This is a genomic window from Sphingomonas faeni (genome assembly GCF_040407495.1).
In the GTDB taxonomy this organism is placed as follows: Bacteria; Pseudomonadota; Alphaproteobacteria; order Sphingomonadales; family Sphingomonadaceae; genus Sphingomonas; species Sphingomonas faeni_D.
Genome location: NZ_JAPZPP010000002.1, coordinates 219,143 through 234,038, shown reverse-complemented (window position 1 = coordinate 234,038; position 14,896 = coordinate 219,143). Strand labels below are relative to the sequence as shown.

The following is a 14,896-nucleotide window of genomic DNA, read 5'->3' as shown; positions in this document are numbered from 1 at the left end:
GATCCGCTCTCGATGGCGCGATACCCCTCCATCGCTTCGCGCCACCTCTCCTTGCAGGAGAGGATTGTGAATGAACCCGAACGCCTTCCAAAGCTCCCGTACTTAAAAATCGACGCAACTCTCTTGCGCAAATACCCCCTCCCGCGACATAGGCGTTCGCCATGACCCGCACATTCGATAAATCGCGCCTGCCAAGCCGCCACGTCTCCGTCGGCCCAGAACGCGCCCCGCACCGCAGCTATTACTACGCGATGGGCCTTGACGAAGAGCAGATCGCCCGCCCGTTCGTCGCGCTCGCGTCCGCCGGCAACAACTCCGCGCCCTGCAACACCACGCTCGATGCGCAGGCCGATGCCGCGCAGGCCGGCGTCATCCAGGGTGGCGGCATGCCGCGCCGCTTCAATACGATCACCGTCACCGACGGCATCGCGATGGGCCATCAGGGCATGAAGGCCTCGCTGGTCAGCCGCGAAGTCATCGCCGACTCGGTCGAGCTTTCGGTCCGCGGCCATTGCTACGACGCGCTGGTCGGGTTCGCCGGCTGCGACAAGTCGCTCCCCGGTATGATGATGGCAATGCTCCGCCTCAACATCCCGTCGGTGTTCGTCTATGGCGGCTCGATCCTGCCGGGCCGCTATCAGGACCGCGACGTCACCGTCGTCGACGTGTTCGAGATCGTCGGTAAATACGCCGCTGGCGCGTGCCCGCTCTCTGAGGTCCACGCGATCGAGAAGGTCGCATGTCCCGGCCACGGCGCATGCGGCGGCCAATACACTGCGAACACGATGGCCTGCGTCGCGGAAGCGATCGGTTTGTCGATCCCGAACAGCAACATGGTGCCGGCTCCTTACACCACGCGCGAACAGATCGCCGTGGCCGCCGGCGCGCAGGTCATGGAGTGCCTCGCCGACAACATCCGCCCACGCGACATCTGCACGCGCGAAGCGTTCATCAACGCCGCCCGCGTCGTCGCCGCGACCGGCGGCTCGACCAACGCGGCGCTGCATCTCCCCGCGATGGCGTCCGAAGCCGGGATCGAATTCGACCTGTTCGACGTCGCCGAGATATTCAAGACAACGCCCTACATCGCGGACCTCAAGCCCGGAGGTAAGTACGTCGCCAAGGACATGTACGAGGCCGGCGGCGTCTACATGCTGATGAAGACGATGCTCGCCGGCGGTTTCCTCAACGGCGATTGTCTCACCGTAACGGGCAAGTCGCTCGGCGAGAACATCGACCAGGTGACGTGGAACCCCGACCAGAAGGTGATCTACGACATCAAGACCCCGCTGACCCCAACCGGCGGCGTCGTCGGCCTGAGCGGCAGTCTCGCCCCCGATGGCGCGATCGTGAAGGTCGCGGGCATGCACCGATTGCAGTTCTCGGGACCAGCGCGCGTGTTCGATTGCGAGGAGGACACCTTCGCCGCCGTCGAGAAGCGCGAGATCAACGAAGGCGAAGTCATCGTCATCCGCTACGAAGGGCCAAAGGGCGGCCCGGGCATGCGCGAGATGCTTTCGACCACCGCCGCGCTCTACGGCCTCGGCATGGGCGAGAGCGTCGCGCTCATCACCGATGGCCGCTTCTCGGGCGGCACGCGCGGCTTCTGCATCGGCCATGTCGGCCCCGAAGCAGCGGACGGCGGCCCGATCGCGCTGGTCGAGAACGGCGACATCATCCACATCGACGCCGAAGCCGGTACGATCGACCTCGACGTTCCGGAGGACGTGATGGCGGCGCGCCGTGCCGCGTGGGTGCCGCGCACCAACGATTACGGGTCGGGCGCACTCTGGCGCTATGCGAAGACCGTCGGCCCGGCGTACAAGGGTGCCGTCACGCATCCTGGAGCGGCAGCCGAAACCCATGTCTACGCGGATATCTAAGCGAATACCGACGGTTGCCCTGCTTCTCTCGCTCCCACTCGCAGCGTGCGGGCGGGGGCAGCCGAGCAGCGAACAGGTCGCGGCAAAGCAGCGCACCGAAACCGCCGGGGACAGCCGCATCGCCTGTGCACAGGGTGGAGCCGCGTTCGCGTCGACCTGCACGTTCGAGCAGGCGCAAGGCAAGGATGGCCTGATCCTCACGATCCGCCATCCCGACGGAGCCTTCCGCCGGTTGCTGGTGACGCAGGACGGCCGCGGCGTGATAGCCGCGGACGGCGCCGAGGCGGCAAAGGTCACCGTCATAGGCGCGGACGGCATCGAGGTCGCACTGGGCGGTAACCGCTACCGCCTCCCGGCCACCGTCAAGGGTACGACGAAGCCGTCATGATCGGGATCGAAGGCCAGCCGGTCCTCACAGCCGCCGAAATGCGTGCGGCGGAGGACGCGGTCATCGCCACCGGCGTCTCCGTGGACACGCTGATGGAGCGCGCCGGCACCGCGATCGCTCAGGTAGTCCGCCGGCTGGCGGGTACGAACGAAGTTCTGATCCTCTGCGGCCCCGGCAACAACGGCGGCGACGGCTACGTCGCGGCGCGCGTGCTGGCGGAAATGGGTGTTTCGGTCAGGGTCGCGGCGCTGTCGGAACCGAAAACGGATGCGGCGAAGTCGGCGAGGGCAGGGTGGCCAGGCGCGGTCGAAACGCTGGCGGGGGCAAAGCCCGCCCCGATCCTCGTAGACGCGTTGTTCGGCACCGGCCTGACGCGTCCGCTCGACGCCAGTACAACACCGACCCCCAACCGTTCCCCCGCGGACGCGGGGGCCCAGCTAAATCCCGAGGGCTCAGCTAGCGGCCTATCCTGGGCCCCCGCGTCCGCGGGGGAACGGTCTGTGGTCGAGTGTCTCCATGCCCTCGCGAACGCCGCGCAACTGAGCATCGCCATTGACCTGCCCAGTGGCCTCGCCACCGACTCAGGGGAGGCGCTCAGCACGCCGCCCGTCTTCGACCTCACCCTCGCGCTCGGCGCTGTGAAACCAGCGCACGTCCTCCAGCCCGCCGCGCGCTACTGCGGCCAAATTCGTCTCCTCGACATCGGCGTCCCCACCGTCAGCCAAGCTGAAATCTTCAAGGTCCCGTCGCTCCTATCCCCCGGCCCCGACTCGCACAAATATACGAGAGGCATGGTCGCGATCATAGGCGGCAGCATGTCCGGCGCTTCCGATCTCGCAGCCTTGGCAGCAATGCGCGCCGGTGCCGGCTACGTGACCTTACTCGGAGACAGCCAAGGCCCGCCCCACGCGCTCGTCCGCACGCCGTTCTCCGATCACGCGCTCGCCAACGATCGCATCGGCGCACTCGTCATCGGCCCGGGCCTCGGTCGCGACGATACCGCCAGGGCTCGCCTCGACGTGGCGCTGACCTCCGGCCACCCGCTGATCATCGACGGCGACGCGCTCCGCCTGATCGACCCCGACCGCATCAAAGCCCTGAAGGTCCCCGTCATCCTCACCCCACACGCCGGCGAGTTCGACGCGCTCTTCGGCAAATCCAATGATGACAAGATCACCCGAGCCCGCGACGCCGCCACCCGCGCCAACGCTATCATAGTCTTCAAGGGCGCCGACACCGTCATCGCCGCGCCCGACGGCCGCGTCCGCATCGCGCAAGGGGCCAGCGACTGGCTCTCCACCGCCGGCACCGGCGACGTTCTCGCCGGCGCAATCGGCGCGATGCTCGCCGCAAAGCTCGAACCACTTGAGGCTGCGGCCGCCGGAGTGTGGCTCCACGGTGACGCTGCCCGCCGATTGGGCGCGGCTTTCATCGCCGACGACTTGGCGGAAGCGCTCCGGTCCGCCAGAGCGGCCCCATGACCACTGACTCGACCTCCAACACAAACATCGACACCGTCATCCGCGTCGCAGCCCGCGGCGACGGCATGACCGCCGACGGCCGCCACGCCGCCTTCTCGGCGCCCGGCGACACGCTCGCCGCCGACGGCACGGTAATCCCCGGCCCGCACCACCAGACGCCCCCCTGCGTGCATTTCCCGACCTGCGGCGGCTGCCAGCTCCAGCATCTCGACGACCAGACCTATGCCGAGTTCGTCACCGACCGCATCGCCTCCGCGCTCGACGGGCAGGATCTGTCCGCCCCGATCCGCACCCCGCACATCTCCCCTGAACGCAGCCGCCGCCGCGCGACGCTCCATGCCGAGGCCAAGGGCGGCAAGATCACGCTCGGCTTCACCGCCGAGAAGGCGCACACGATCGTCGACATCAAGGAATGCTGGATCCTCGATCCGCGCCTCTTCGCGCTCGTCCAGCCCTTGCGCCAACTGCTCAAGCGCCTCAACTTCCGCCGCCGCGCGGACATCCACCTGACGCTCGCCGACCAGGGCGCGGACATCCTGATCACTGGCTTCGCCCCCGAAGGCCTTCCCGCCGCCGAAGCGCTCACCAAATTCTGCGAAGACCACAAGATCGCCCGCGTAGCCTTCGACGACGGTCTCGGGCCCGAGACGCGCTGGGAGCCCGACGCGGTCACGATCACGCTCGGCGGCGTCCCGGTGCCGCTGCCGCCCGCGTCGTTCCTTCAGGCCACGCCCGACGGCGAGGCCGCGCTGACCGCCGCCGTGCTCGAAGCGATCGGCAAGCCCGCGACGGTCGCCGACCTGTTTGCCGGCCTCGGCACCTTCACGCTCGCGATCCCCGCCAAGGTCTATGCCGCCGAAGGCGCGCGCGACGCGCTTGGCTCGCTCAAGGCCGCCGCGCACCGCACCCAGCGGCCCGTCTACCCCGAACACCGCGATCTCTACCGCCGCCCGCTGACGGTAGCCGAACTCGACCGCTTCGACGCGGTGGTGATCGATCCGCCCCGCTCCGGCGCGCGCGAACAGGCGACGGCGCTGGCGGAGTGCAAGACGCCGGTGATTGCCTATGTATCGTGCAATCCGGCCAGCTTCGCGCGCGATGCCAAGGAACTGTGCGACGCGGGTTGGCGGATCGACTGGGTGCAACCGGTTGGCCAGTTTCGCTGGTCGACGCATGTCGAACTCGCCGCGAAGTTCGTCCGCTAACCATCTTCCCCTGTAAGGGGAGGTGTCGCGCAGCGACGGAGGGGTGTCGCCCCATCGATAACGGGTCACCCCTCCGTCAGCGCAACGCGCTGCCACCTCCCCTGCCAGGGGAGGATAAGCGTGGCGATCAAAGCCGTTGGCTAAATCTCCGGATAAACCGCACTCACGAAGAACAACCCATCGGGCGGGGCATTCAGCCCCAGCATCGCCCGATCCTTCGCCTCAAGCGCGGCAGCAACATCGCCAACCGCCCAGCGCCCCATGCCCACCAGCGCCAGGCACCCGACCATCGACCGCACCTGATGATGCAGGAACGACCGCGCCGCCGCGTACACGAACAGCCGCTCCCCCTCCCGCACCACCTCAAGCCGATCAAGAGTCCGCACCGGACTATCCGCCTGGCAATGCGCCGACCGAAACGTCGTGAAGTCATGCCGCCCGACCAGCGCCCCCGCAGCCTCCGCCATCGCGTCCGCATCCAGCAACTGCGGCACCTGCCAAGCCAGCCCCGCCTCGAACGTCAGCGGCGAGCGCCGGTTGACGATCCGGTACTCGTACGACCGCCCGATGCACGAAAACCGCGCATGCCAATCGTCGTCGACCACCTCGCACGCCAGCACCGAAACCGGCGCCGGCTTCACCAGCGCGTTCAACCCCTCCATCAACCGAAATGCCGCGAGCGGCTTCGCAATGTCGACATGCGCGCGCATCGCCATCCCGTGCACGCCCGCATCGGTCCGCCCCGCCGCCTGCACCGACGCGGTTTCGCCGGTCATCTTGAGCACGGCCGCCTCCAGCGCTGCCTGCACGCTCGGCCCATGCTTCTGCCGCTGCCAGCCCATGAACGGCCGCCCGTCGAATTCCACCGTCAACGCGAACCGCGTCAAAGCTGCGTCCCCGACCGAATCAGAAACCCGCGCAGCATTTCCTCCGCCGAGGTCACGCCGCGCCCGGCGCGCTGCACCAGGGTCGGCCGAATCGCCCCGTCGCCGCACCCGATCGTCAGCTCGGCATTGACCGTCAGCCCTTCGCACCCAAGGAACGAGAACGGCAACACGTCCGCCGCCAGCACCTTCACCCGCTCGCCGGCAACTTCGAACCACGCCCCCGGCGCCGGGTTCATCGCCCGCACCAGCCGCTCGACCTCGATCGCCGACCGCTCGAAATCGATCCGCGCCTCCGCCTTGTCGATCTTCGCGGCATAGGTGACGCCCTCCTCGGGCTGCGGCCGGGCAGGGTAGGCGTCGAGGTTGCCCAGCACCTCGACCATCAACCGGGCCCCCATCGTCGACAGCTCAGACGTCAGATCCCCCGCAGTCTTGCCGACGATCGGCGTCCGCCCCTCGAGCCGAACCGGCCCGGTATCCAGACCCGCCTCCATCTGCATGATCCCGACGCCCGTCTCGGCATCGCCCGCGAGGATGGCGCGCTGCACCGGCGCCGCCCCGCGCCACCGCGGCAACAACGACCCATGCACGTTCAGGCACCCGAACCTAGGCGCCTCCAGCACCGCACGCGGCAGGATGAGGCCATAGGCCGCAACCACCGCAACGTCCGCGTTCAAGGCCGCAAACGCCTCGCGAGCCTCCAGTCCCTCCGGCAATGACGCCTTGAACGACACCGGCGTCCGCACCTCGATCCCTAGCGCCTCCGCCCGAACCTGCACCGGCGACGGCACCAGTTCGCGCCCACGCCGCCCCCCTGGCCGGGCAGGCTGGCAATACGCCGCCACCAATTCATGCCCCGCCGCGACGAGGGCCTCCAGCACCGGCACTGCGAAGTCCGGCGTTCCCATGAAGATGATCCGCATGGCTCCTCTCGAACACGCTGGCGGGGAGCCGCGCAACCCCCTATCTGTTCCCTATGGCATCCCCCGAGATCGAGGCGCTGACGCAGGCGCTGGCCCGGCTCCCCGGCCTCGGCCCCCGGTCCGCACGTCGCGCCGTGCTGCATCTGCTCAAGAAGCGCGACGCAGCACTGGGTCCGTTGCGTGAGGCGCTGACCGCGGTCGACGAGCGGCTGGAGAATTGCTCGACCTGCGGCAACGTCGACACCACCAACCCCTGTGCGATCTGCGCCGACCCGCGCCGCGACCAGCGCTCGCTGTGTGTCGTCGAAGAAGTCGCCGATCTCTGGGCGCTAGACCGCTCCCGCCTGTTCCCCGGCCGCTTCCACGTCCTCGGCGGCCGGCTGTCCGCGCTCGAAGGCATCCGCCCGGAGGACCTCAGCATCGACAGCCTCGTCCGCCGCATCGAAGCCGGCGGCATCGACGAAGTCGTCCTCGCGATGAACGCCACGCTCGAAGGCCAGACCACCGCGCACTACATCGCCGAGCGCATCGAACGCTTCCCCGTCCGCGTCACCCAGCTCGCACACGGCCTGCCGGTCGGCGGCGAACTCGACTATCTCGACGAGGGGACGCTGGCGCAGGCATTAAGAGCCAGAAGGCCAATGGCTTGACGCCCATCGGCTTGACGTGATGCCCACGCGTACCTTAGCGGACGCGCTATGACCGTCATGACCGTTCTCGAAGTCCCCGATCCCCGCCTGCGCCTCGTCGCCGAGCCGGTGGAAACGGTCGACGACTCCATCCGCACGCTCGTCGCCGACATGATCGAGACGATGTACGACTTCAACGGCATCGGCCTCGCCGCGACCCAGGTCGGCGTGCAGCAGCGCGTCCTCGTCATCGATCTCCAGGAGGAGAAGGACGAGGACGACAAGCCGATCAAGAACCCCAAGGCGTACATCAACGCCGAGATCCTGTCGGTCAGCGACGAGGTCTCCACCTACAACGAGGGCTGCCTCTCGATCCCGGAGCAATATGCCGAGGTCGCGCGCCCGGCGCGGTGCCGCGTGAAGTGGCTCGACGAGACCGGGGCGGCGCATGAGGAGGATTTCGACGGACTGCTGTCCACCTGCATGCAGCATGAGATCGATCACCTCGACGGCGTATTGTTTATCGACCACATCAGCCGCCTGAAGCGGGACATGGTGCTGAAGAGGCTGGCGAAGCAGCGCAAGCTGGGGTGAGGGTAGGGGGAGTCGCTGCTCTCTGTGTTGAGAGTGTGTCCCTGAGAGCGCGGCTTATTCACCCAATCCACAACCACCCCGGCGAAGGCCGGGGCCCAATTGGGGGACGTCGCCAACTGAGCGCAGTCGTTCGTTACCACGACCTTTCCAATTGGGCCCCGGCCTCTGCCGGGGTGGTGTTTTTTCTGGGGGGGTGCTGACGGGCGGGGCGGCAGCGCTCTCCCTAGTTCCCCCGCGAAGGCGGGGGCCCAGGACCACGAGCGCCGCCGCCCGTAACCCTGGACCCCCGCCTCCGCGGGAAGAACAACATATTCCGATTGTCCTACATCAATCGTTCGACGTATGTTCCACCCATGACGTCTTCATCTCCTTCCCAAACCCGCTCGCCGATGCGCACATTCTCCCCTGAGAAATTGCTGCGCCAGCGTCTGCACTTTGTGCACTTCCAGCTAAATTCGCGGGCGCAAAATGGCTGAGTTCGCCATCATCGCCGTCCTCGCGCTAGCCGCCGGCATCCTCCTCGGCTGGCTGCTAGCCTCCCGCCGAGCCGCAACCCTCGCCAGCGAACTCGCCGTCGCGCAGACCAAGGTCGCCGACGCCGACCTCATCCGCACCGCGCGCGATGCGGTCGAGCGCGAACGCAACGCCGCGATGCAGGACCTCGCCACGCTCCGCGCGCAGAACGCCGAGCGCGCAACCGACACCGATCGTCTCCGCCTCGATCTCGCGACGATCCGCGCCGACCGAGACGCCGCCCGCACCGAAATCGCGACGCTCAAAGCCCAAGGCGAGGCATTCGAAGCGCGCCTGCTCGAACTCCGCGAGGCGAAGGACGTCATGGCCGCGCAGTTCGGCGACGTCGCCAACAAGCTGTTGAGCGACGCGCAGAAGACCTTCCTCGAACGCGCCGACGCCCGCTTCCGCCAGTCCGAAGCATCCGCCGGCCTGAACCTCAAGTCAATGCTCCAACCGGTAAGCGACCGCCTGCAACGTTACGAGGAGGGCGTCGCCAAGGTCGAGGCCGAGCGCCGCGACGCGTTCGGCGACCTCAAGGGCCAGATCGAACAGATGCGCCTGGGCCAGGAAAAGGTCTCGACCGAAGCCGCCAAACTCGTCAACTCGCTCCGCAACGCCCCCAAGTCCCGCGGCCGCTGGGGCGAGCAACAACTCAAGAACGTCCTGGAAACCTGCGGCCTCAGCGAACACACCGACTTCCAGACGGAGGTCTCGGTAGCGGTGGGCGACGACGGTGCCCGACTCCGCCCCGACGCGATCATCCGCGTCCCCGGCGGTCGAGCATTGGTGATCGACGCGAAGGTCTCGCTTAACGCCTACCAGGACGCATTCGGCGCGGTCGACGACGCCGAACGCCTGATCGGCCTGGCTGCCCACGCAGCCTCGATGCGCGCGCACGTCAACGGCCTCGGCAACAAGGCCTATTGGAGCCAGTTCGCGGACACGCCGGACTACGTCATAATGTTCGTCCCCGGCGAACACTTCCTCTCCGCCGCGCTCGAACACGACCCGACGCTCTGGGACTTCGCCTTCGAAAAGCGCGTGCTGCTGGCGACTCCGACGAACCTGATCGCGATCGCCCGCACGGTCGCAGCGGTCTGGCGCCAGGAAAAACTCGCCAACGAAGCGCGCAAGATCGGCGAGCTTGGCAAGGAAATGCACGATCGCCTCGCCAAGGTGGCGGACGACCTGCGGAAGGTCGGCGTCGGCCTCAACAGCGCGGTGAAGAACTTCAACGGCTTCACCAATTCGTTCAACGGCCGCCTGATGGTGACGGGGCGCAAGTTCCGCGACCTGAACATCGAGACTGGCGCGCGGGACTTGGAGGATGTGTCGTCGGTCGATGCGCTGGCGTTAGGCGAGGGGCCTGCGCTGATCGAAAAGCCTGAAAACGTCGAAAGCTGACCTCTGAGTACCACCACCCCGGCGAAGGCCGGGGCCCAGTTGGGGGAAGCGGATGATGGACGCTGCGATCCGTTACTCAAGCTTTCCCAACTGGGCCCCGGCCTCCGCCGGGGTGGTGGTGGAGGGTGGCTTCTCCCGCACCGAAAACCGATCGGTACAAAATTCGTTCACGTCCCGGCAACCTTTCTACACCCCGAGCATTAACCGGATAACACCCCCAAGAGTCACCCGGTCATGAAACACCTAGTCCCCATCCTCTGCGCCCTCATCCCCTTCGCAGCAATGATCGGCGCCTGCGTAACCTGCCCCTGAGCCGGATCGCAAAAGCACAAAAGAAAAGGCCCGCCCGGATCGCTCCGGGCGGGCCTTTCTATGCAAGCCAAGAAGGGAAGCGAAGGGATCAACCCTGCGCCTCTTCCTCCTGGTCGCGCGGTGCTTCGGCGGTCGCGCCGGGCTCTGCGTTCGGATCGTAATCCTCGACGAAGCCAGCCTCGTCGCGCTCGAACATCGACGACATCACGTCGACGCCCGAAGCCTGCATCTCGGCCTCTTCAGGCGAGCGAGCGACGTTGACCTTGACGGCCACCGACACCTCGGGGTGCAGCGAGACCTTGACGGTGTAGACACCGATCGCCTTGATCGGCTTGTCGAGCACGATCGCCGACTTGCCGACCTTGTGACCGTCGGCCACCAGCGCATCGACCAGATCGCGCACCGCGACCGAACCGTAGAGCTGACCGGTGTTCGACGCCTGACGGATCAGGGTCACGGTCGCGTCGTTGAAGGTCTTCGCTTCGGTCTCGGCATCGCTGCGACGCGATGCGTTGTCCGATTCGATCTTCGCACGGTTCGACTCGAACACCTTGCGGTTGGCTTCGTTCGAACGAAGCGCCTTCTTGTTGGGAAGCAGGAAGTTACGCGCGTAACCGTCCTTGACCTTCACCACGTCGCCGATAGCACCAAGCTTTTCGACGCGCTCAAGCAGAATGACGTCCATGTGGGCGCTCCTTACTTAACGATGTAGGGCAGCAAGCCCAGATGACGCGCACGCTTGATGGCCTGGGCCAGTTCGCGCTGCTTCTTTGCGGCCACCGAAGTGATACGCGACGGGACGATCTTGCCACGCTCGGACACGAAGCCCTGCAGCAACCGGACGTCCTTATAGTCGATCCGGGGAGCGTCTTTGGCGGAGAACGGGCAGCTCTTGCGGCGGCGGAAGAATGGACGTGCCATGATTATTCAGCTCCCTCTTCGCGGTCACGACGGGGACCACGGTCCGGACGATCGCCACGATCGGGACGGCCCTCACGGCCACCTTCACGGTCGCCACGACGCTCGCGGTCACGATCCTGCTTGCGCATCATCACGGTCGGGCCCTCTTCGAGGGTGTCGACCTTGACCGTCATATAACGGATGATGTCTTCGTTGATCTGGGTCTGGCGCTCCAGCTCTGCGATCACGCTGCCCGGGGCATCGATCTCGAGCATGACATAGTGCGCCTTGCGGTTCTTGGCGATCTTGTACGCCAGCGAACGCAGGCCCCAGTTCTCGGTCTTTACGACCCGACCTTCGTTGTCGTTCACGATCTTGGTGGCGATTTCCGCCAGTGCGTCCACCTGCGCTTGTGCCAGATCCTGGCGCGCAAGGAACACGTGCTCGTAAAGAGCCATGTCTTGTCCTTCGTCTTGGCCGATCGCTGATACACGCCCCATGCGTGCACCCCTCCGGCTGTCGTCTAGAATGCAAACAGGGGCGAGAGACGCGAATCTCTCACCCCGGTTGCAGAGCGCCTTACCCGTTTATCGGGGAAAGGCAAGGTGTCCGCTCGTCCTCTCGGCTACCGTCATCCTGACGAAAGTCAGGATCCAGAGCCAAGGAGGACGGCGTCTCGTACCCCTGGGTCCCAACTTTCGTCAGGATGACGGGGTTGTGGCGTTACCGGAACGCGCCGCCACGAACCTGGACCACGTTGCCGCGACCGTTGATCAGCAACGCGTCGTTGCCCGAGCGGACCCACTGGCTGCCACGCGGCGGGGCGGCGAGGCGATAGTTGCGGTACGTCGTGATGACCCGGTAGTTCTGCGCCTGGCGACGATCGAAGCGCTGGCCGGCGCGCCAGTTGCGATACTGCGGCGTGCGGACGACGGTGCGTTTGGTGACGACGGTGCGGCCATTGTCGTTGTGGCGCACGGTGGTCACTTCGCGGCGCTGCTGCGCTTCGGCAGGCGCCGCGGCGAGCAGTGGGCTGGCGACGAGGGTAGCGGCAAGTGCGCTGAGGATGAACGTCTTCATGATAATCTCCCGTTGAAAACACGGCGCCGTTGCTGCGGCGTCCTCCATAATTTGGGAGCCGATTGTCGCAGGCGCTTGTCGCAAGGTCGGCGAAATGGTCGCATATTGTCGCAAGGCCGCGGGGTTCGTTCAGGTTGCAACTCGACGCGCACCTTTATAGGCCCCGCGTTCAAACGAAGACCGAACACAGAGGAGAGGCCATGCGCGCGTTCATCTTCCCCGGCCAGGGGAGCCAGTCTGTCGGCATGGGCAAGGCGCTCGCCGACGCCAGTGCCACCGCCCGCGAGGTCTTCGCCGAAGTCGACGAGGCGCTCGGCCAGCATCTGTTCCGCCTGATGAGCGAAGGGCCCGCGGACGACCTGCTCCTCACCGAGAACGCGCAGCCAGCGATCATGGCGAACGCAATCGCGACCCTGCGCGTCGCCGAGAAGGAAGGCGGCATCCGCCTTGCCGACAAGGCGGATTACGTCGCCGGCCACAGCCTCGGCGAATATACCGCCTTGTGCGCTGCCGGTGCGCTCGACCTGTCGACCACCGCCCGCCTCCTGAAACTCCGCGGCCGCGCGATGCAGGCTGCTGTCCCGGTAGGCGAGGGCGCGATGGCCGCGCTGCTCGGCACGGACCTCGAAAAGGCGCAGGTCATCGCTGGCGCCGCGGTCGACGCGATCCTGGCGGAAGGCGGCCCCGAACTGATCTGCGCCGTCGCCAACGACAACGACCCTTCGCAGGTCGTCATCTCCGGCCACCGCCTTGCCATCGAAAAGGCCATCGCGCTGGCTAAGGACCTAGGCGCCAAGCGCGCGGTATTGCTCCCAGTATCCGCCCCCTTCCACTGCCCCCTGATGCAACCCGCCGCCGAAGCCATGGAAGCGGCGCTCCTCGACGCCGACCTCCGCGCGCCGCTCGTTCCCGTCTTCGCCAACGTCGACGCGACCGCCGTCGCCGACCCCGGCGCGATCCGTCACCTGCTGGTCCAGCAGGTCACCGGCATGGTCCGCTGGCGCGAATCGGTGTTGGCGATGCATGCGGCGGGGGTGGGCCATTTCGTCGAATTCGGCGGCAAGGTGCTCAGCCCGATGGTCAAGCGCATCGCCCCCGACGTCGAAACGACGAGCGTGATCACGATGGACGACATCGAGGAACTCGTGAAGAAGATGTGATCACGCGGAGACGCGGAGCCGCGGAGAGAAGATTTGAGAGAAATCGATCAGATCAGTGGCGATGTGCTCGATCTCTCCCTTCGCATCCACCGCGAGCTGGGTCCGGGGCTCCTCGAAAGCGTCTACGAGCTGGTCTTGGCGGGTAAGCTTGCCAGTCTGGGTTACCACGTGGCGCGGCAGCGACCGGTAGACATCGAATTCGATGGCATGCGGTTCGAAGCGGCCTTCAGGATCGATCTCCTGGTCGATGAACGCCTTCTCGTTGAAATCAAATCGGTAGAGCAACTGACCGCAGTCCACGGCAAACAATTGTTGACTTATCTACGCCTCACCAAGCAGCCCGTCGGGCTGCTTATCAATTTCGGTGGCGCGACGCTCAAGGAGGGTGTGCGACGGATCGTCAACGACCATCGCCCCTCCGCGTCTCCGCGTCTCCGCGTGAACACCCTTCTTGGAGACTGACAAATGTTCGACCTCACAGGCATGACCGCCCTCGTCACCGGGGCATCCGGCGGGATCGGGTCCGAGATCGCCAAGGCCCTGGCCGCTCAGGGCGCACGCCTGGCGCTATCCGGCTCCAACGCCGACAAGCTCGAAGCCTTCCGCGCCAGCCTCGGTGGCGACCACGTCGCGCTCCCCTGCAACCTCTCCGACGCCGCTGTCGTCGACGCACTCGTCCCGCAAGCCGTCGAAGCCCTCGGCGGCAAGCTAGACGTTCTCGTCAACAACGCCGGCGTCACCCGCGACAATCTCGCGATGCGGATGAAGGACGACGAGTGGGACAGCGTCATCCGCGTCAATCTCGAAGCCGCGTTCCGCCTCATGCGCGCCGCCGCCAAGCCAATGATGAAGGCCAGGTTCGGGCGGATGATCTCGGTCACCTCGATCGTCGGCGTCACCGGCAATCCCGGCCAGGCGAACTACGCCGCATCGAAGGCGGGCCTGATCGGCATGTCGAAATCGATGGCGCAGGAACTCGCCAGCCGTGGCATCACCGTCAATTGCGTCGCGCCCGGCTTCATCACCTCGCCGATGACCGACGCGCTGCCAGATGCGCAGAAGACCGCGCTCACCGCGAAGATTCCGGCCGGCCGGCTCGGCGAAGGCGCAGACATCGGCGCGGCGATCGTGTACCTTGCCAGCCGTGAAGCCGGCTATGTCACGGGACAAACCGTGCACGTGAACGGCGGGATGGCGATGATCTGAACTTGCGCGCTGAACTGCCGCGTTCTAGGTGCGTTCAGGAAATACCGAAAACCCCCAGATTTGAAGAGGGAACTACCATGAGCGAGACAGCTGACCGCGTGAAGAAGATCGTCGTCGAGCATCTCGGCGTCGAAGCCGACAAGGTGACCGAGGACGCGAGCTTCATCGACGACCTGGGCGCAGACAGCCTCGACATCGTCGAACTCGTCATGGCGTTCGAGGAAGAGTTCGGTGTCGAGATCCCCGATGATGCCGCCGAGAAGATCGCGACCGTCAAGGACGCCATCACCTACATCGACGAGCACAAGGCCTGATCAGGGTCTAGGGT

The 14,896-nt window shown here is 66.3% G+C and carries 17 protein-coding genes; 11 read left to right on the top strand and 6 right to left on the bottom strand.

What is annotated here, in order from left to right; translation table 11 throughout:
• The first annotated feature begins 161 nt into the window (after positions 1-161).
• The 4 genes from ilvD to O6W96_RS05920 are packed head-to-tail and all read left to right on the top strand — an operon-like array spanning position 162 to position 4,957.
• Positions 162-1,883, top strand: coding sequence for a dihydroxy-acid dehydratase (ilvD, locus tag O6W96_RS05935; protein ID WP_353468733.1), 1,722 nt, complete (start codon positions 162-164; stop codon positions 1,881-1,883).
• Complete coding sequence (locus O6W96_RS05930) at positions 1,864-2,271, top strand: hypothetical protein (protein WP_353468732.1); 408 nt, start codon at positions 1,864-1,866, stop codon at positions 2,269-2,271. Before ilvD ends, O6W96_RS05930 begins: the two co-directional genes overlap by 20 nt.
• Positions 2,268-3,752, top strand: a complete 1,485-nt coding sequence (locus O6W96_RS05925; protein ID WP_353468730.1) for an NAD(P)H-hydrate dehydratase — start codon at positions 2,268-2,270, stop codon at positions 3,750-3,752. The genes O6W96_RS05930 and O6W96_RS05925 overlap by 4 nt, the downstream gene beginning before the upstream one ends.
• Positions 3,749-4,957, top strand: coding sequence for a class I SAM-dependent RNA methyltransferase (locus O6W96_RS05920; RefSeq protein WP_353468728.1), 1,209 nt, complete (start codon positions 3,749-3,751; stop codon positions 4,955-4,957). The genes O6W96_RS05925 and O6W96_RS05920 overlap by 4 nt, the downstream gene beginning before the upstream one ends.
• 140 nt (positions 4,958-5,097) lie before the next feature.
• Here the strand turns inward: O6W96_RS05920 and truA are convergent, their stop codons facing one another.
• Together truA and fmt are read right to left on the bottom strand one after the other, a co-directional pair.
• On the bottom strand, positions 5,098-5,844 hold the full coding sequence (truA, locus tag O6W96_RS05915) for a tRNA pseudouridine(38-40) synthase TruA (RefSeq protein WP_353468727.1): 747 nt from the start codon (positions 5,842-5,844) through the stop codon (positions 5,098-5,100).
• Positions 5,841-6,767 carry a methionyl-tRNA formyltransferase gene (gene fmt / locus O6W96_RS05910; RefSeq protein WP_353468726.1) on the bottom strand — a complete coding sequence of 309 codons (927 nt, stop codon included), beginning with the start codon at positions 6,765-6,767 and terminating at the stop codon, positions 5,841-5,843. Before fmt ends, truA begins: the two co-directional genes overlap by 4 nt.
• A 53-nt stretch (positions 6,768-6,820) precedes the next feature.
• Between fmt and recR the strand changes: the two genes are divergently transcribed.
• The 3 genes from recR (at position 6,821) to rmuC (ending at position 9,910) form a co-directional block, all read left to right on the top strand.
• Positions 6,821-7,417, top strand: a complete 597-nt coding sequence (recR, locus tag O6W96_RS05905; protein WP_056052820.1) for a recombination mediator RecR — start codon at positions 6,821-6,823, stop codon at positions 7,415-7,417.
• 48 nt (positions 7,418-7,465) lie between these two features.
• Positions 7,466-7,990 carry a peptide deformylase gene (def, locus tag O6W96_RS05900; RefSeq protein WP_353468725.1) on the top strand — a complete coding sequence of 175 codons (525 nt, stop codon included), beginning with the start codon at positions 7,466-7,468 and terminating at the stop codon, positions 7,988-7,990.
• Positions 7,991-8,458: 468 nt separating this feature from the next.
• Positions 8,459-9,910, top strand: coding sequence for a DNA recombination protein RmuC (rmuC, locus tag O6W96_RS05895; RefSeq protein WP_353468724.1), 1,452 nt, complete (start codon positions 8,459-8,461; stop codon positions 9,908-9,910).
• 400 nt (positions 9,911-10,310) lie between these two features.
• On the opposite strand, the gene rplI is transcribed toward rmuC, so the two are convergent.
• From rplI to O6W96_RS05875, 4 genes are all read right to left on the bottom strand, one after another.
• On the bottom strand, positions 10,311-10,907 hold the full coding sequence (gene rplI, locus O6W96_RS05890; RefSeq protein ID WP_056050886.1) for a 50S ribosomal protein L9: 597 nt from the start codon (positions 10,905-10,907) through the stop codon (positions 10,311-10,313).
• Between the two features lie 11 nt (positions 10,908-10,918).
• Positions 10,919-11,143, bottom strand: a complete 225-nt coding sequence (rpsR, locus tag O6W96_RS05885) for a 30S ribosomal protein S18 (RefSeq protein WP_031393978.1) — start codon at positions 11,141-11,143, stop codon at positions 10,919-10,921.
• 2 nt (positions 11,144-11,145) lie between these two features.
• The gene (rpsF, locus tag O6W96_RS05880) at positions 11,146-11,580 is read right to left on the bottom strand and encodes a 30S ribosomal protein S6 (protein WP_056050884.1); all 435 of its coding nucleotides are present in this window, start codon (positions 11,578-11,580) and stop codon (positions 11,146-11,148) included.
• Positions 11,581-11,845: 265 nt separating this feature from the next.
• The gene (locus O6W96_RS05875) at positions 11,846-12,202 is read right to left on the bottom strand and encodes an RcnB family protein (protein WP_353468723.1); all 357 of its coding nucleotides are present in this window, start codon (positions 12,200-12,202) and stop codon (positions 11,846-11,848) included.
• Positions 12,203-12,402: 200 nt separating this feature from the next.
• Here O6W96_RS05875 and fabD point away from each other — a divergent pair, with 200 nt between their 5' ends.
• The 4 genes from fabD to O6W96_RS05855 all read left to right on the top strand — a co-directional run bounded on the left by fabD (position 12,403) and on the right by O6W96_RS05855 (position 14,882).
• Positions 12,403-13,362 (top strand): ACP S-malonyltransferase, encoded by a 960-nt coding sequence (gene fabD / locus O6W96_RS05870; protein WP_353468722.1) that lies wholly within the window; start codon positions 12,403-12,405, stop codon positions 13,360-13,362.
• A 33-nt stretch (positions 13,363-13,395) separates the two neighbouring features.
• Positions 13,396-13,824, top strand: coding sequence for a GxxExxY protein (locus tag O6W96_RS05865; RefSeq protein WP_353468721.1), 429 nt, complete (start codon positions 13,396-13,398; stop codon positions 13,822-13,824).
• Between the two features lie 3 nt (positions 13,825-13,827).
• Positions 13,828-14,568 carry a 3-oxoacyl-[acyl-carrier-protein] reductase gene (gene fabG / locus O6W96_RS05860; protein ID WP_353468720.1) on the top strand — a complete coding sequence of 247 codons (741 nt, stop codon included), beginning with the start codon at positions 13,828-13,830 and terminating at the stop codon, positions 14,566-14,568.
• 77 nt (positions 14,569-14,645) lie between these two features.
• On the top strand, positions 14,646-14,882 hold the full coding sequence (locus O6W96_RS05855; protein ID WP_031393971.1) for an acyl carrier protein: 237 nt from the start codon (positions 14,646-14,648) through the stop codon (positions 14,880-14,882).
• Positions 14,883-14,896 lie beyond the last annotated feature (14 nt).